The sequence below is a fragment of the Kineococcus gynurae genome (genome assembly GCF_042433995.1).
Lineage (GTDB): Bacteria > Actinomycetota > Actinomycetes > Actinomycetales > Kineococcaceae > Kineococcus > Kineococcus gynurae.
The window spans coordinates 369,458-385,668 of record NZ_JBHLUI010000010.1 but is presented as its reverse complement, the minus strand read 5'-3'; the positions used below and the strand labels follow the sequence as shown (position 1 = coordinate 385,668).

The following is a 16,211-nucleotide window of genomic DNA, read 5'->3' as shown; positions in this document are numbered from 1 at the left end:
TTCAGTGCGCGAAGTGGCGCGACCCGGTGACGTACATGGTGACCCCGGCGGCTTGGGCCGCGGCGAAGACCTCCTCGTCGCGGATCGACCCGCCGGGCTGGACGATCGCCCGGACGCCCGCGTCGAGCAGGATCTGCGCCCCGTCGGCGAAGGGGAAGAACGCGTCGGAGGCGGCCACGGAACCCGTGGCCCGCTCGGCCCCGGCCCGTTCCACGGCCAGCCGGCAGGAGTCGACGCGGTTGACCTGGCCCATCCCGACACCGACGGAGGCCCCGTCCTTGGCCAGCAGGATGGCGTTGGACCGCACCGATCGGACGGCGCGCCAGGCGAACTCGAGGTCGGCGAGCGTCGCGGCGTCCGCCGCGTCCCCGGCCACCAGGGTCCAGTTCGCGGGCGCGTCACCCTCCGCGTCGATGGTGTCGAGGGTCTGGACGAGCACGCCCCCGGAGACCGGGCGCCACTCCTGCGCGGAGCGGGCGTACCCCTCGGGCAGCTGCAGCAGACGGATGTTCTTCTTGCCCTGCAACGTCTCCAGCGCCTCGGGGGTGAACCCGGGGGCGACGACGACCTCGGTGAACACCTCGGCGACCTGGGCGGCCGTGGCCGCGTCGACCTCACGGTTGGCGGCGATCACCCCACCGAAGGCCGAGACGGGGTCGCAGGCGTGCGCGCGGGCGTGCGCGGTGGCGACGTCGTCGGCCGTGGCGATGCCGCACGGGTTGGCGTGCTTGATGATCGCGACGGCGGGCCCGGCGAAGTCGTAGGCCGCCCGCAGGGCCGCGTCGGCGTCGACGAAGTTGTTGTAGGACATGGCCTTGCCGTGCACCTGGGTGGCCTGCGCGATCCCCGGCCGACCCGCGGTGCCGGCGTAGACGGCGCCGCGCTGGTGCGGGTTCTCGCCGTAGCGCAGCACGTCCTGGCGTTCCAGGGCGAGACCGGTGAACGCCGGCCACCCGCCTTCGCTCTCGTCGGCGGTCTGCTCGGCGAACCAGGAGCCGACCGCGGTGTCGTAGGCCGCGGTGTGCGCGAACGCCTGCGCCGCGAGGCGGCGACGGCCGGCCAGGTCGAACCCGCCGCCGCGCACGGCCTCGAGCACGTCGGTGTAGCGGGCCGGGTCGACGACCACGGCGACGCTCGGGTGGTTCTTGGCCGCGGCCCGGACCATCGAGGGCCCGCCGATGTCGATCTGCTCGACGACCTCGTCGAACCCGGCGCCCGAGGCGACGGTCGCCGCGAACGGGTACAGGTTCACGACGACCAGGTCGAAGGGCTCGACCCCGAGGTCGGCGAGCTGGGCGACGTGGGAGTCGAGACGGCGGTCGGCGAGGATCCCCGCGTGGACCCGCGGGTGCAGCGTCTTGACCCGACCGTCGAGGCACTCGGGGAACCCGGTCAGCTCCTCGACGGGCGTGACCGGGACTCCGGCGGCGGCGATGCGCGAGGCGGTGGAACCCGTCGAGACCAGCGCGACCCCGGCCGCGTGCAGCCCGGTGGCGAGGTCCTCCAGCCCGGTCTTGTCGTAGACGCTGAGCAGCGCGCGACGGATCGGCTGGCGGGTTCCGGACTGGCTGTCGCTCATCGGTTCTCGGGGGTCCCTTCGGGGTGGAGGTTCCGGGCCAGACGGCCCACGACGTCGACGAGCAGGGCGCGCTCGACGACCTTGATGCGTTCGTGCAGGCTCGCCTCGTCGTCGCCGTCCAGGATTCGCACCGCGGCCTGGTCGAGGATCGGGCCGGTGTCCACGCCGGCGTCGACGAGATGGACGGTGCACCCGGTGACCCGGACCCCGTGGGCCAGGGCGTCGCGCACGCCGTGCGCGCCGGGGAAGGACGGCAGCAGCGCCGGATGGGTGTTGACCAGCCGACCGCCGAACACGTCGAGCAGCGGGGCGCCGACGATCCGCATGAACCCGGCGAGCACCACCAGGTCGGGACGGTGGGCCGCGACCGCGGCGGTCAACGCCTCGTCCCAGGCGGCCCGGTCGGCGTGGTCGGCGGGCAGGACGGTGAAGGTCTCGACCCCGGCGGCGGCGGCCCGGTCGAGGGCCCCGGCCCCGGCGACGTCGGCCCCCAGGGCGACCACGCGGAAGGGCTGCTCCCCCGACGCGGCGGCGTCGAGGAGGGCCTGCGCGGTCGAGCCGGAACCGGAGGCGAGGACCACCACGCGCACGTCGTCCCGGGCGGCGGAGGACCCGGCCGGTGCGGGGTCGGGAGCGGAGGCCAGCACGTGAGGACACGGTAGTGGACGGCACCGGGCGCCGAGGACGACGATCGGGCGCATGAGCCGACGCACCGCCCCCTGGCGCCCCGGGGTCCCCTGCTGGTTCGAGGTCGCGGCCAGCGACCCCGCGCGATCGCGGGCGTTCTACGCCGACGTCCTCGGCTGGTCCTTCACCGAGGACGGGGCGGACCCGACGGGTCGCGTGGACGGTCGGGCCGCGGGCGCCGTGGTGACGGAGGGGCCGCCCGGTCGGATCCTGCTGCACGTGGCCGTCGACGACGTCGGGGCGACCGTGACGGCGGCCGGGGCGGCGGGCGGCAGCGTCCTGGAACCGGCGACGGACGTGGAGGGGCAGGGCCGTCGGGCCGTGCTGGCCGATCCCGGCGGGATGCCCTTCGCGGTCTGGCAGGCCGGTGGACGGATCGGCGCCGAGGTCACCGGCGAGCCGGGGAGCCTCGTCTGGGAGGACCTGCGCAGCCCCGACCCGGACGCTGCCCGCGCCTTCTTCGCCGAGCTGTTCGGCTGGCGCTACGAGGTGCTGCCCTTCCCGGGGGCCGAGGGGTACACGACGTTCCACCTCTCCGCCGAGCGGTCCGGATCCGACGCCCCGAGCCACCCGCTCGGCGGGATCGGGCCGCTGTGGGGGTTCGCGCCCGGCTGGCGGGTCTGCCTGGCGGTGGCCGACCCCGACGCGGCCACGACCGCCGCGACGCAGGCCGGTGGGGCGGTGAGCGACGACCCGAAGGACACCCCGTTCGGGCGGATCGGCGAGGTCCGCGACCCCGACGGCGCGGTGCTCGCGGTCATGTCGACGACGGGTCCCGAGCCGGTCTGGGACTGACCGTCGCGCTCGGGACGGTCGCTCAGCCCCGGTCCCGTCGCAGCCGGGCCCGCAGCCTCCCGACGGCCGACGCCGGGCGTGACGCGTCGGGCTCGGGCGGGGACGGGACCCCCGGGTCTTCCGCGTCTCCCCGCGTCGAAGACCGGCGGCCCAGCAACGGCCCGGGCCGCGGGGTGACGGTGCCCGTGTCCAGGTCGATGCGCTGCGGGCGCAGCCGCCGGACCCCGCGGGCGAGCAGCACGGCCAGTCCACCGCCGGCGGCCAGCTCCCCGGCCAGCACCAGTCCGAGCAGCAGCGGGTCGGGGCCCAGGTCGGCCATCCGACCGGCACCCGCGGGACCCGCGGCGAAGAAGGCGAGCAGGGCGGTCGCGGTCCCCGCCAGCAGCGCGGTCAGCGCCACCGAGATCCCGGCGGCGGGCAGGCTCTGCCCGCGCGGGGCGAGCCGACGCACCCCGGCCCCGACCAGCACGGGGACCAGGACGGCCAGCCACCACCAGAGCGGGGAGGGGCCCGTGGCCGGCAGCGCCCCCGCCAGCGGGATGGCCGGCAGCGTGGCCAGCGACGTCCCGCCGGGAGCCACCGACGTGCCCACCCCGACGGCCACCCCCGGGCCGGCCAGCCAGGCCACCGCCCAGACGAGGAAGGTGGGGACGTAGAACGCCTGCCCCAGGGTCAGCAGGGCACCGCCGAGCACCCCCGGTCCGAGGGACTCGTGCAGCAGCAGGACGCGGTCGGCACCGGCCCACAGGGCCCCGGCCAGCAGCACGCCGCCCGCGCCGAGCAGTGCGGTGACGGCGGCGACCGCGGCGGGGACGGCTGCGCGCAGGGCACGCCGCGCCCCCGCCAGCCGTCCGGGGACCGCGGGCAGCGGGGTCCGGAACCCGGCCATCGCCCAGGCCGCCCCGGCGGCACCGACCAGCATCCCGCCGAGGAACGACTGCCCCGGGTCGGCGGTCGTGACCGAGGACCGGGTGGCGAGGGCCAGCAGCAGGGCCAGCCCGCCGTGCGCGGCGGTGAACGTCCCCAGCGCCGACCAGAACGGGACGTCGCGCTCGGACTCGCGCTGGTCGGCGATCCAGATCCGCACCGCCCGCCGAGCGGACAGCACGGCCAGCAGGGTCAGCCCGAGCGGCGCGATGCCCACCGCGCCGTTCACGACCGAGACGGTCGCCCCCTGGCCCAGCAGCCACAGGTCGCTGCCGACCCGGACGACCGCGGCCAGGGAGTTCGTCGACCGCACCGCGGCGATCCAGCCGACGATCGTCAGCACCACCACGGGCACGAGCAGGGTGAGCACCGCCCGGACCGCCGCGCCGAGGAGCGGGAGCAGGTCGGCGGCGGTGACGGACGGGGTCCGCGACCGCGTCGAGGAGGCGGTCGGGGTGCGGGGCGCGGTCTCGGACATCACCGACGATGGTCCCCCGCCGGGACCGGTCGGCGTGGTTGCGACGCGCCCCGACGACGGACGACCCCGCCCGGCGGGTGCCGGACGGGGTCGTCGTGGTCGGGGCGGGCGTTCCCCCCGAGCGGGCTCAGAGAGCCTGGAAGATCTCCCGGGCGAGTTTCGCGGTCTCGCTCGGCGTCTTGCCGACCTTGACCCCGGCGGCCTCGAGGGCGTCCTGCTTGGCCTGGGCGGTGCCGGCGGAACCGGACACGATCGCCCCGGCGTGGCCCATGGTCTTGCCCTCGGGGGCGGTGAAACCCGCGACGTAACCGACGACCGGCTTGGTCACGTGCTCCTTGATGTAGGCCGCGGCCCGTTCCTCGGCGTCGCCGCCGATCTCACCGATCATCACGATGACGTCGGTGTCCGGGTCGTCCTGGAACGCCTGCAGCGCATCGATGTGGGTGGTCCCGATGACCGGGTCCCCGCCGATGCCGACGGCCGAGGAGAACCCGATGTCGCGCAGCTCGTACATGAGCTGGTAGGTCAGCGTCCCGGACTTCGAGACCAGCCCGATGCGCCCGGGCGGGGTGATGTCGGCCGGGATGATGCCCGCGTTGGACCTGCCGGGGCTGATCAGGCCGGGGCAGTTCGGGCCGATGAGGCGCGAGGTGCCCTTGGACTGCGCGTAGGCGTAGAACTCGGCGGAGTCGCGGACCGGGACGCCCTCGGTGATGACGACGACCAGCGGGGTCTCGGCGTCGACGGCCTCGACGACGGCGCCCTTGGTGAACTTCGCCGGGACGAAGATCACGGTGGTGTTCGCGCCGGTGGCCTCGCGGGCCTCGCCGACCGAGCCGAACACCGGGATGGCGACGGTCTCGCCGTCGGCACCGGTGAACTCGACGCTCTGCCCGCCCTTGCCGGGGGTGACCCCGCCGACGATCTTGGTGCCGGAGGTCAGCATCCGCTGGGTGTGCTTGCGGCCCTCCGAGCCGGTCATCCCCTGCACGATGACCAAGCTGTCTTCATTCAGGAAGATCGCCACGATCAGGCCTTTCCGGTGCTCGCGAGCTCGGCGGCCTTGTCGGCCGCGCCGTCCATGGTGTCGACGAGGGTGACCAGCGGGTGCGCGGCCTCGGCGAGGATGCGCCGTCCCTCCTCGACGTTGTTGCCGTCCAGCCGGACGACGAGGGGCTTGGTGGCCTCGTCGCCGAGGATGCCCAGCGCCGAGACGATGCCCTTGGCGACCTCGTCGCAGGCCGTGATCCCGCCGAAGACGTTGACGAAGACGCTCTTGACCTGGGCGTCGTTGAGGATGACGTCGAGGCCGTTGGCCATGACCTGCGCCGAGGCGCCGCCGCCGATGTCGAGGAAGTTGGCCGGCTTCACGTCGCCGTACTTCTCGCCCGCGTAGGCGACGACGTCGAGGGTGCTCATGACGAGCCCGGCGCCGTTGCCGATGATGCCGACGGAACCGTCGAGCTTCACGTAGTTGAGGTTGAGCGACTTCGCCTTGGCCTCGAGCGGGTCGGTGCTCGCGGCGTCGACCAGCTCGGCGTGCTCGGCGTGCCGGAACTCGGCGTTCTCGTCGAGGGTGACCTTGCCGTCGAGGGCGACCACTGAGCCGTCCTCGGTGCGCACCAGCGGGTTCACCTCGACCAGGGTGGCGTCCTCCTTGACGAAGACGTCCCACAGCTTGGTGATGACCGAGGCGATCTCGGCGCGCAGCTCGGGCGCGAACCCGGCCTTCTCGACGATCTCGTCGGCCTTGGCCTGGTCGATGCCGGTGAGGGCGTCGACGGGCACCCGGGCCAGCGCCTCGGGACGCTCGACCGCGAGCTGCTCGATCTCCATGCCGCCCTCGACGCTGGCCATGGCCAGGTAGGTCCGGTTGGAGCGGTCGAGGAGGACCGAGAAGTAGTACTCCTCGGCGATCTTCGCGCCCTGGGCGATCATCACCTGGTGCACGGTGTGGCCCTTGATGTCCATGCCGAGGATCTCGGAGGCCTTCTCGAAGACCTCGTCGGGGTTGTGGGCGAGCTTCACGCCCCCCGCCTTGCCGCGGCCGCCGGTCTTCACCTGGGCCTTGACGACGACGGTGCCGCCGCCCATGGCCTCCGCCGCCGCCTTCGCCTCCTCCGGGGTGGTCGCCACCCGGCCGTCGAGAACGGGTACGCCGTGCGCCGCGAACATGTCGCGCGCCTGGTACTCGAAGAGGTCCACGAGCCTTCCTTCGTCTGCCTTGGTCGTCGCGTGGGCTGGGCGGCGAGCGCGTCGAGCGGTGTCGCCCGCGACTCGTCCCCGGCACCCTGGCCGCCCAGCAGGGTATCCGGGCGCTCGACGGGCCCGGCGGTGCGGTCGGTCCGGGCGGCCCGCCCGTCCGGCGGGCCGGTGACCCTCCGGGGTGACGGGGCCGTTCGGGGGAGGTCATCCGGGTGCCGCAGCCCGAACGGGTGGAGCCGGTCACCACGGTCTTCAGTCCGGGCCTGTGGTCCCGATCACCCCTGCAGTGCGGGAGAACCTGCTCCCCGCCCCCGAGAGGACCCACCCGATGTACGGCAACCGCCCCACGATCCTGTCCGTCCTGGCCGCCGACGCGTACCTGGAGCGCCGTGCCCCGCAGGCCGCCGCGCCCGCGCCCGCCCCGGTCGCCGAGGTCGTCACCGAGATCGTCCCGGCCGCCCCCGCGCAGCCGGTCGCCGAGCAGCTGCGCCGCCGCCTGTTCCGTCGCAACCGCGTCGCCGCCTGAGCCCCTTGACACCGTTCGGGACCCCCACGTTGGCTCGGGGTGGCGCCGCTCCGCCCCGGAGCGCGCCCCCCGGACCGGGAGGACCCCGCGCGTGCTGCACCACCCGTCGGACCACGACCTGACCCACCACCGGTGAGCGGGCGCCCCTGGCTCCCGCCCCGACGTCCCCTGCCCGGTCCGGAGGAGACCGCCGCCGCGCTGCGGGAGGTCCGCCGGGTCGTCGCGGAGGGCCCCTTCGACGACACCTGGGAGTCCCTGTCGGGCTACCGGGTCCCGTCCTGGTTCCGGAACGCGAAACTGGGGATCTTCGTCCACTGGGGAGCCTTCGCCGTCGCCGCCCACGGTGACGAGTGGTACCCCCGGGAGATGTACCGCCGCGGCACGGAGATCGCCCGGTTCCACCGCGAGACCTTCGGGGAACCGAGCGCGTCCGCCGACGGGTTCGGCTGGAAGGACTTCCTCCCCCGCTTCACCGCCGAGAACCTCGACGTGACCGACCTCGCCGCCCTCGTGCGCCGCAGCGGCGCGCAGTACGTCGTCCCCGTGGCCGAGCACCACGACGGTTTCGCGCTGTACGACGAACCGCGCACCCGGTGGACGTCGCTGGCCGTCGGTCCCCGACGCGACCTCCTGGACGAGCTCCTCACCGCCGCCGACGAGCAGCACCTCGTCCGCGGCGCCTCCTCGCACCGGGCCGAGCACTGGTTCTACTTCCACCCGGGGACGGGTTTCGACTCCGACGTCCGCGACCCGGAGTTCGCCGACCTGTACGGCCCCGCCCAGCCACAGGCCACCGGCCCCTCGGAGGCGTTCTGCGAGGACTGGCTGCTGCGCACGGTGCGCATCGTCGACCGGTACCGCCCGCAGGTCCTGTGGTTCGACTGGTGGATCGAGCACCCCGCCTTCGCCCCCTGGCTCCGCCTGCTGGCCGCCTACTACTACAACCGGGCCGCGCAGTGGGGTCGAAGCGTCGTGCTGCAGCACAAGTGGTCGGCGTTCCCGCCCGGCACGGCCCTGGAGGACGTCGAACGCGGGACGGTGGCGGGGATCCCGGAACGCCCCTGGCAGAACGACACCTCCGTGTCGCGCACCTCGTGGGGCTGGGTCGAGGGGCACGTGCACAAGACCGTCCCCCACCTCGTCGCCGAACTGCTGGACGTCACCGCCAAGAACGGCTGCCTGCTGCTGAACATCGGCCCGCGGGCCGACGGCAGCGTGGACCCGCGCGAACGTGCGCTGCTGGAGGGTCTCGGGGACTGGTTGGCCGTGAACGGCGAGGCGGTCTACGGCACCCGACCCTGGACGGTGGCGACGGAGGGACCGAACCCCTTCACCGCCGGGTCGTTCACCGACGGGACCCCCGTGGAACCCGGCCCCGAGGACCTGTTCTTCACGACCCGGACCGACGAAGGGGCGGACCTGCTCTACGTCAGCGGGGTCCGGCGCGCCGACGACGGGATCGTCCGGGTGCGGGCCCTCGGCTCCGCGACGGCCCCCGGGGAGCCCCCCGCGACCGTCGAACTCCTGGGCCGGCCGGGGACGTTGGAGGTCGAGCGCACGGACGAGGCCCTCGAGGTCCGGCTGCCCGAGGCGGACCCGGACGCCCTCGGGTTCGCGCTGCGGATGACCTTCCCGCGCGGCGACCGTCCGCACCGCGCGCTGCTCATCCCGGGCTGAGGCCCGCCAGGGACGACGGAACCCCCTCCCCGAGGTGCGGGGAGGGGGTTCCTTGGACCCGGGCCTCAGGCCTTGCGGATCATCTTCACGTTGCAGAACTCCTGCAGGCCGAGCGGGCCGAGCTCGCGGCCGTACCCGGAACGCTTGGTCCCGCCGAAGGGCAGTTCGGCTCCCTCGGCTCCGACGGCGTTGACGAAGACCATGCCGACGTCGAGCGCGTCGGCGACCCGGTCGGCCTGCTTCGGGTCGGTGGTGAACACGTAGGAGCCGAGCCCGAACGGCGTGTCGTTGGCGAGCTGCACCGCAGCGGCCTCGTCGGCCACCTTGTGCACGACGGCGACGGGACCGAAGAACTCCTCGGTGTAGGCCTTCGTCCCCGGCTTCACGTCGGTGAGCACGACCGGCGCGAACGAGGTGCCGTCCTGCTCACCGCGCAGAGCCACGCTCGCACCGTCGGCGATGGCGTTCTCGACCTGGGTGCGCAGGGTCTCGGCCGCGCTCGCGGAGGACAGCGGCCCGAGCGTCGTGCCCTCGGCATTCGGGTCGCCGACCGTCACCTCGGAGAGCTTGGCCACGAACTTCCGCAGGAACTCGTCGTGGATGCCCTCGGCGACGATGAACCGCTTGGCGGCGTTGCAGGCCTGCCCGTTGTTGTCCAACCGGGCCGCGACGGCGGAGTCGACCACCGAGTCCAGGTCGTCGGCGCTCAGGACGATGAACGGGTCGGAACCGCCGAGTTCCAGCACGACCTTCTTGAGGTTCCGCCCGGCCACCTCGGCGACGGCCGCGCCGGCCCGCTCCGAGCCGGTGAGCGACACCCCGCGCACGCGCGGGTCGGCGATGATCTCGGCCGACTGGTCGTTGTCGACGAAGACGTTGACGTAGGCACCGTCCGGCGCGCCGGCCTCGGCGATGAACTCCTCGAGCAGCAGCGCCGAGGACGGGCACTGCGGCGCGTGCTTGAGGACGATGGTGTTGCCCAGCACCAGGTTCGGAGCGGCGAACCGGGCGACCTGGTAGGCCGGGAAGTTCCACGGCATGATCCCGAACAGGACGCCGACGGGGTTGGAGCGCAGGACCGCCGTGCCCTCGCCACCGGCGACCGGCAGCTCCTTCTCGGCCAGCAGCTGCGGGGCGATGTCGGCGTAGTACTCGTAGATGTCGGCGCAGAAGTCGACCTCGCCGATGGCCTGCTCGCGCGGCTTGCCCATCTCGGCGACGATCGCGTCGGCCAGCTCGGCGGCGCGGTCGCGGTGGACCTGGGCGATGCGGCGCAGCAGCGCGCACCGGTCCTCGAGGCTGCGGGAGTCACCCTCGAACGCGGCCTGGGCCCGGGCCAGGGCGGCCTCGATCCCGTCGGCGTCCAGCAGCGGGTAGGGCTCTCCGCGCTCCCCGGTGGTGGGGTTGACGACGGCGAAGGTGGTCACGGTTCTCTCCTCGCGTTCGCGGGACTAGGACACGGCGTCGGGCCTGGCGGGAGTCTGGCCCATGCCCGAACCGGCGGTAAGGGGCACCCCCTCCAGTCCCGCGCCGACGGACTGGGCGGGCTGCACACCCCGACCGCTCAGCCCCCGAGATGCGTGGGGGCGAACAGGTCGAGGTGCTGGGGCAGGACCACGACGTTGGGCCCCTCCTGCCGCCAGGCCCGGGCCAGGGCGCCGGCGAGACCGGCGACGTCGGTGAGCTCGGCGGGCACCCCGAACGCGGCGGCCAGCGCCGGGAAGTCCGGTCGCGCCAGCTCGGTGTGGGTGGCCTCCCCGAACGCCGCCCTCATGTAGTCGCGCAGCACGCCGTAGCCCCCGTCGTCGACGATCAACCAGGTGACCGGGAGGTCGTGCTGGCGGGCGACGGCGAGCTCGGCGATCGAGTACATCGCCCCGCCGTCACCGGAGACGGCCAGCACGCGTCCCCGGCCGGCCGCCGCCCCGCCGAGGGCCGCGCCGTAGGCCCACCCGATCCCGCCCGCCCCCTGCGCGGAGTGGAACGCACCCGAGCGCGGGTCCCAGGCCGACCAGGCCCAGTAGCCGGCGACGGTCATGTCCCAGAACGTCGCGGCGTCGTCCGGGACCCCGTCGCGGATCCCCTGCAGCACCGCCCGTTCCGTCGCGAGGTCCTGCGCGTCGAGCCGGGCCGCGACGGTCGCCAGCGTGGTCGCGACGCGCGCCTCGGCGTCCCCGTCCGGGGCTCGCGCGGTGAGCCGCTCGCGCAACCCGGCCAGGGCCTCGCCCGCATCGGCCGCGATGCCCAGCGCCGGGTGGTTGGACTCCAGCACCCGGGCCTCGGCGTCGACCTGCACGATCCGCCCCCGGGGTCGGAGGGTGAAGTAGTTGCTGGTCACCTCCCCCATCGAGGTCCCGACGACGAGCAGGACGTCGGCGTCGGCGAGGAGCTCGGTGACCGCGACGTCCTCGATCCAGGACTGCAGGGAGAGCTCGTGCGCGAAGGGGAAGGCCCCCTTGCCCCCCGGGCTGGTGACGACGGGCGCGCGCACGGCCTCGGCCACGGCGAGCAGTTCGGCCTCCGCCCCGGCCCGGCGGACCCCTCCCCCGGCCAGGATCGCCGGCCGTCGGGCGCCGGCGAGCAGGTCGGCGGCGGCGTCCAGCAGCTCGGCCCGGGCCGGCGACGGCGACGGGTCGGCCCGGACGTCGCGCACGGTCGGGACGGCGGTGGGTTCGAGGAGGACGTCCTGCGGGATCTCGACCCAGACCGGACCCTGCGGGGCGGTCGTCGCCTCCGCCCAGGCCGCGGTCAGCGCGGAGGGGACGGCCGAGGGCTGGAGGACCGTGCGCCGGGACTTCGTCACGTCGGCGGCCGCGCGCGACTGCTCGTCGAGCTGGTGCAGGTGCCCGCGCCGACGCCCACCGAGGCCCGCCCGGGGGATCTGGCTCACGACGACCACGACGGGGACCGCGGTGGCGGCCGCCTCGGCCAGCCCGGCCAGCGCGGTGAGGGCGCCGGGACCGGTGGACAGGAACAGCACGCTGGGCGAGCCGGTGACCCGCGACCACCCGTCCGCCGCGAACGCCGCGTTGTTCTCGACCCGGGAGCTCACGAACTCCAGGTCGCTGCGGCGCAACGCGTCGAACAGGCCCAGGGCGTGCTGCCCGGGGATCCCGAACACCGTCCGCGCCCCCAGCGCGGTCAGCGTCTCGACGACCAGGTCCCCACCGTTGCGCTGCATGCGCGGGAGTCTTCCACCCCTCCACGGGCCCACCCGCCCGCACCTCCCCGCACGACCCCCCACCTCCCCCCAACCCCACCGTGATCAAGGAATGTCTTCACCCCTGCCCCAGTCGTCACACACCGGGGTGCGACGAGCGGGGCGGATGACGACTCATTCCTTGATCACGGAGGGATTTGTTGGGGGGTGGGGGTGGGTCCGTCAGGAGGTGAAGAGGCGGGAGACCCGGATCAGCGTCTCGACGACGCCGTAGAGCAGGGGGACGCCGACGAGCGCCCATCCCGCGGCGATACGAGCCTTCATGCCCGGCTCCCCTCCTCGGTGCGCTCGGTGCGCGGTTCGTGGAACTTCTCGGAGACGGGTCGGACGAGCAGGTTGGCGACGAAACCGACGGCGAGCAGGCCGACCATGGTCAGCAGCGCGGGGCGGTAGTTCGCGGCCACCAGGGCGCCGGGGGTGCCCTCGGCGTCGAGGAACCCGTTGACGATCAGCGGGCCGGCGATGCCCGCGGCCGACCAGGCGGTCAACAACCGGCCGTGGATGGCCCCGACCTGGTAGGTGCCGAACAGGTCGCGCAGGTAGGCCGGGATGGTGGCGAAGCCGCCGCCGTAGAAGGACAGGATGACCACGGCGAACAGGACGAACAGGGCCGTGCTGGTCTGACCGAACAGGGCCAGCAGCAGGTAGGTCACCAACCCCACCCCGAGGTAGACCATGTAGATGGGTTTGCGGCCGATGACGTCGGAGGTCGAGGACCACACGAACCGCCCGGCCATGTTGGCCATCGAGAGCAGCCCCACGAAACCGCCGGCGGCGGCGACCGCGACGGTCGAGGTCCCGTCCCCCCCGCGGAAGAAGTCCTGGATCATCGGGGCGGCCTGCTCGAGGATGCCGATGCCGGCCGTGACGTTGCAGAACAGGATCACCCAGAGCAGGTAGAACTGCGGGGTTCGGATCGCGTTTCGGGCCGAGACGCTCGCGGTCGTCACCAACGCCTTGCTGCGGATGGTCGAGGGGTCGAACCCGTCGGGCTTCCATCCGTCGGCGGGGACGCGGATGGTCAGGGCGCCGTAGGACATGAACAGCGCGTAGACGACCGCGAAGGTCACGAACAGCATCGCCACGGCCGAACCCGACGGGGTCGAGCCGGTCACCGAGGCGTCGTAGGCGGGGTCGTAGAGGGCGAGCAGCCGGGTCGAGAGCGGGCTCGCCACGAGGGCACCGCCACCGAAACCCATGATCGCCATCCCGGTGGCGAGCCCCGGTCGGTCCGGGAACCACTTGATGAGCGTGGAGACCGGGGAGATGTAGCCGATCCCGAGCCCGATGCCGCCGATGAACCCGTACCCCAGGTAGAGCAGCCACAACTGGTTCGTCGCGATGCCGAGCGCCCCCACGAGGAAGCCGGTGACCCAGAAGAGCGCCGAGGCGGCCATCGCCTTGCGGGGTCCGTTGCGGTCGACCCACGTGCCGCAGATGGCGGCGGACAGGCCGAGCATGACGATCGCGATCGAGAACACGATCCCGATCTGGGTGAGGCTGGCGTCGAAGTGCGCGACGAGCGCGTTCTTGTAGACGCTGGTCGCGTACACCTGGCCGATGCAGAGGTGCACGGCCAGGGCCGCCGGCGGGACCAGCCACCGGTTGAACCCGGGTGGGGCGACGATGCGGTCGCGGTCGAGGAAGGACGGCACGAGCGAGACCTCCGAGATCGGGCCGGCCCGTCACCGGCGACGCTGCCAACACCGTAGGCGGGTTCCGGGCGGCCGCACCCGGAACCCGCCCGCGGCGCTTCCTGCTGCCGGTCAGTCGATGTCGGCGTCCTGGTCGGCGTCCTGGTCGGTACCGCCACCGGGTTCGGCCTGCACGCTGTCGGCGAGGTTCTCGTAGCTGCGGGGATCGATCCGGTCGACGGCCCCCGTGGACACGTCGAGCAGCATCCGCTCGATCCCGGCGACGGTCGCCCGGGTGAACCGTTCGCGCCCGGCCTGGCCGAGGGTCTGGGTCTGGCCGCGGATCTCGAACAGGACCGTCCGGGTGCCGTTCAGGGCGAACGCGGACCGGGCCTGCCCGGGGAGGTCGCGCTCGGGGGCGTGGCCGTAGCGGACCGGGACGTACCCCGCGGCCTCGATCCCGTTCCAGGCCGAGATCGCGAGCTGCCGCGAGCTGTCCTGCGAGTTCTCGTACCCGGCGTACTTGCCGCCCTCCTCGAACTCCCACTCCGGCAGCGGCGGGTAGTCGACCGCGACGTCGATCAGCTCCCCGGTGTCGTCGCGGGCGACGCACGCCCCCTGGTGGTGGATGTCCAGGAACGCGTCGACCCCGCCGTACTGCTCGGCCAGGCCCACGTAGAGGTCGCGCAGGGCCTGGGACTCCGGGTTGATGAAGAAGCCGAACTCCGCGCCGGTGCCCGGGAGGTCGGCCGGGTCGGGCACGTAGTCGAGGTCGGCGTGGAAGTCACGGTTCAGGTCGAACCCGGGGCGGTTCACGTAGTCGTCGCCCTGCTGCACCCGCTGGATGTAGTTCCAGGCGGGCGGGGCCGGGGCCAGCTGGGGGAACTCGGCGACGACGTCGGCCCAGGTGCGGTCGTTGCCGCGCCGGTCGAGCTCGGCGCCGTCGGCGTTGAGCTTGGGCACGGCGACCACGGTGATGCGGTCCAGCATCGCGGCGACCCGCGGGTCGGCGGAGGTCGCGAGATTCTCCAGGACGCGCAGGATCGCGTCCGGCCCGACCTTCTCGTTGCCGTGGATCTCGGCGTTGAGCAGGACGACGGCCTCCCCCGTCCCCACGCTGGCCGACCAGATCTCCCGGTCCTGGTTGGTCCGCCCGATCTCGGAGACGGTGAGCCGCCCCTCGCTGACCGCGGCGATCCGCTGCAGCTCGTTGCCGAGCTCGCGGTGGTCGGTGAACTCGGTGATGGGCAGGGCCCGGATGTCGGTGGTGCAGGGCGGCGGGGCCAACGGGTCGACGTCGGCCCCCGCGGCCGGTGCGGCCACGACGATGCCGAAGGCGGCCACCGGGGCCAGGGCGAGGGCGAGGATGCGTCGCGGCGGGGCGACGGAGCGTGTCCACATCTCCTCGTTCTATGTGGGTTTGCTGTGAATAGTCAATGGATTGTCCATGACCGTTCCGATCTGGCCGCGACCTCGCCGCCGCCGAATTCCTTGATCACGGGGAGGGTTCCTTGATCACGGAAGGAGGTGGGAGGGAGTGGGGAGGGGGTGCGGCGGCTGCCACGATGACGGGGTGAGCACCCTGGACTCCCCCGTCTGGTCGGCCCTGACCGGGGCGCACCGCGGCGGCCACCGCGACCTGGCCCGCGGCGCCGACGTCGGGAGCGGACGGGCCCGCAGCTACCCCGCCGACGTCTGCCCCTTCTCCGCGGTCGCGGACGTGCGCGACCCGGCCGCGTGGGCCGATCTCGCCCACCTCCTCGCCGGGGACCGCCTCGCCGTCGTCCCGACGTTCGACCCCGCCCACGGGGACCCGGTCCCCACCGGCTGGGAGGTCGCGTGGTCCATCCCGGGCGTCCAGCTGGTGGCCGGACCGACGACACCCCCGCCGCCCGCGGAGGACGCGGACCTGCCCGTCCTCGCCCTGGGCGAGGACGACGTGGACGACATGCTCGCCCTGGTCGAGCTCACCCGGCCCGGCCCCTTCGAGCGGCGCACCCGCCTGCTGGGCCCCTACCTCGGTGTCCGGGACCCGGACGGCACCCTCGTCGCCCTGGCCGGCGAGCGCCTGCACCCCGGCGGGGCCGCCGAGCTGAGCGCGGTGTGCACCCATCCCCGGGCCCGCGGCCGGGGCCTGGCCACGCGCCTCGTGCTGACCCTGGTGCGCGACGTCCGTGAACGGGGTGACGTGCCGTTCCTGCACGCGGCCGCCACCAACGCCGAGGCCGTCCGGCTCTACCAGCGTCTGGGTTTCTCGCCGCGCCGTTCCGTCGCCTTCACCGGCCTGCGCCCGCCGTGACACGCCGGGCACGTCGCGACCTGACCCCGCCCCCGGCCGGTCCGTCGGGCGCCGGTGCAGGTCAGCGGCGCGCAGGGCCGGTCGGGAAGGCCCGGAATGACATCCGTGGAAGACAACATGTGGGGCAGCTCGCCGCCCGCACCCACTAGGGGTAGTGTCGTCCTCGTCAGGACGTCGGTCGCGG

At 73.8% G+C, this 16,211-nt stretch carries 14 protein-coding genes; 4 read left to right on the top strand and 10 right to left on the bottom strand.

All coding sequences use genetic code 11. From position 1 onward, the window contains the following. Window position 1: 1 nt before the first annotated feature. Window positions 2-1,579 (bottom strand): bifunctional phosphoribosylaminoimidazolecarboxamide formyltransferase/IMP cyclohydrolase, encoded by a 1,578-nt coding sequence (gene purH / locus ACFFKU_RS15565; protein WP_380139273.1) that lies wholly within the window; start codon window positions 1,577-1,579, stop codon window positions 2-4. Continuing rightward, complete coding sequence (gene purN / locus ACFFKU_RS15560; protein ID WP_380139386.1) at window positions 1,576-2,169, bottom strand: phosphoribosylglycinamide formyltransferase; 594 nt, start codon at window positions 2,167-2,169, stop codon at window positions 1,576-1,578. The genes purH and purN overlap by 4 nt, the downstream gene beginning before the upstream one ends. Before the next feature lie 109 nt (window positions 2,170-2,278). Here purN and ACFFKU_RS15555 point away from each other — a divergent pair, with 109 nt between their 5' ends. Then, window positions 2,279-3,061 carry a VOC family protein gene (locus ACFFKU_RS15555; RefSeq protein ID WP_380139272.1) on the top strand — a complete coding sequence of 261 codons (783 nt, stop codon included), beginning with the start codon at window positions 2,279-2,281 and terminating at the stop codon, window positions 3,059-3,061. Window positions 3,062-3,083: 22 nt separating this feature from the next. Here the strand turns inward: ACFFKU_RS15555 and ACFFKU_RS15550 are convergent, their stop codons facing one another. The 3 genes from ACFFKU_RS15550 to sucC form a co-directional block, all read right to left on the bottom strand. Next, window positions 3,084-4,466 carry a cell division protein PerM gene (locus ACFFKU_RS15550; RefSeq protein ID WP_380139270.1) on the bottom strand — a complete coding sequence of 461 codons (1,383 nt, stop codon included), beginning with the start codon at window positions 4,464-4,466 and terminating at the stop codon, window positions 3,084-3,086. A 127-nt stretch (window positions 4,467-4,593) separates the two neighbouring features. Next, complete coding sequence (gene sucD, locus ACFFKU_RS15545; protein ID WP_380139268.1) at window positions 4,594-5,493, bottom strand: succinate--CoA ligase subunit alpha; 900 nt, start codon at window positions 5,491-5,493, stop codon at window positions 4,594-4,596. 2 nt (window positions 5,494-5,495) lie between these two features. Next, window positions 5,496-6,671 carry an ADP-forming succinate--CoA ligase subunit beta gene (gene sucC / locus ACFFKU_RS15540; protein ID WP_380139267.1) on the bottom strand — a complete coding sequence of 392 codons (1,176 nt, stop codon included), beginning with the start codon at window positions 6,669-6,671 and terminating at the stop codon, window positions 5,496-5,498. A gap of 328 nt (window positions 6,672-6,999) precedes the next feature. Between sucC and ACFFKU_RS15535 the strand changes: the two genes are divergently transcribed. Next, on the top strand, window positions 7,000-7,197 hold the full coding sequence (locus tag ACFFKU_RS15535) for a hypothetical protein (RefSeq protein ID WP_380139266.1): 198 nt from the start codon (window positions 7,000-7,002) through the stop codon (window positions 7,195-7,197). Window positions 7,198-7,329: 132 nt separating this feature from the next. Further along, window positions 7,330-8,874: an alpha-L-fucosidase gene (locus ACFFKU_RS15530; protein WP_380139264.1), complete on the top strand. Its 1,545-nt coding sequence runs from the start codon at window positions 7,330-7,332 to the stop codon at window positions 8,872-8,874. 65 nt (window positions 8,875-8,939) lie between these two features. Here ACFFKU_RS15530 and ACFFKU_RS15525 read toward each other — a convergent pair whose 3' ends face one another. From ACFFKU_RS15525 to ACFFKU_RS15510, 5 genes are all read right to left on the bottom strand, one after another. After that, window positions 8,940-10,301 carry an NAD-dependent succinate-semialdehyde dehydrogenase gene (locus ACFFKU_RS15525; protein ID WP_380139262.1) on the bottom strand — a complete coding sequence of 454 codons (1,362 nt, stop codon included), beginning with the start codon at window positions 10,299-10,301 and terminating at the stop codon, window positions 8,940-8,942. A 137-nt stretch (window positions 10,302-10,438) separates the two neighbouring features. Beyond that, on the bottom strand, window positions 10,439-12,055 hold the full coding sequence (locus ACFFKU_RS15520) for a thiamine pyrophosphate-binding protein (RefSeq protein ID WP_380139261.1): 1,617 nt from the start codon (window positions 12,053-12,055) through the stop codon (window positions 10,439-10,441). 201 nt (window positions 12,056-12,256) lie between these two features. Beyond that, a complete protein-coding gene (locus tag ACFFKU_RS18510) occupies window positions 12,257-12,358 on the bottom strand; it encodes an MFS transporter small subunit (RefSeq protein WP_432499788.1) in 102 nt (33 codons plus the stop codon). Continuing rightward, window positions 12,355-13,749, bottom strand: coding sequence for an OFA family MFS transporter (locus ACFFKU_RS15515; RefSeq protein ID WP_380139259.1), 1,395 nt, complete (start codon window positions 13,747-13,749; stop codon window positions 12,355-12,357). The genes ACFFKU_RS18510 and ACFFKU_RS15515 overlap by 4 nt, the downstream gene beginning before the upstream one ends. A gap of 111 nt (window positions 13,750-13,860) precedes the next feature. Beyond that, window positions 13,861-15,129, bottom strand: a complete 1,269-nt coding sequence (locus ACFFKU_RS15510) for a M14 family zinc carboxypeptidase (protein WP_380139257.1) — start codon at window positions 15,127-15,129, stop codon at window positions 13,861-13,863. A 172-nt stretch (window positions 15,130-15,301) separates the two neighbouring features. Here ACFFKU_RS15510 and ACFFKU_RS15505 point away from each other — a divergent pair, with 172 nt between their 5' ends. Then, window positions 15,302-16,027, top strand: a complete 726-nt coding sequence (locus ACFFKU_RS15505; RefSeq protein ID WP_380139255.1) for a GNAT family N-acetyltransferase — start codon at window positions 15,302-15,304, stop codon at window positions 16,025-16,027. Window positions 16,028-16,211 lie beyond the last annotated feature (184 nt).

Coding starts and splice junctions, on each gene's coding strand:
- purH (WP_380139273.1), bottom strand. CDS start 1,579: ATGAGCGACAGCCAGTCCGGAACCCGCCAGCCGATCCGTCGCGCGCTG.
- ACFFKU_RS15555 (WP_380139272.1), top strand. CDS start 2,279: ATGAGCCGACGCACCGCCCCCTGGCGCCCCGGGGTCCCCTGCTGGTTC.
- ACFFKU_RS15550 (WP_380139270.1), bottom strand. CDS start 4,466: ATGTCCGAGACCGCGCCCCGCACCCCGACCGCCTCCTCGACGCGGTCG.
- ACFFKU_RS15535 (WP_380139266.1), top strand. CDS start 7,000: ATGTACGGCAACCGCCCCACGATCCTGTCCGTCCTGGCCGCCGACGCG.
- ACFFKU_RS15520 (WP_380139261.1), bottom strand. CDS start 12,055: ATGCAGCGCAACGGTGGGGACCTGGTCGTCGAGACGCTGACCGCGCTG.
- ACFFKU_RS18510 (WP_432499788.1), bottom strand. CDS start 12,358: ATGAAGGCTCGTATCGCCGCGGGATGGGCGCTCGTCGGCGTCCCCCTG.
- ACFFKU_RS15510 (WP_380139257.1), bottom strand. CDS start 15,129: ATGTGGACACGCTCCGTCGCCCCGCCGCGACGCATCCTCGCCCTCGCC.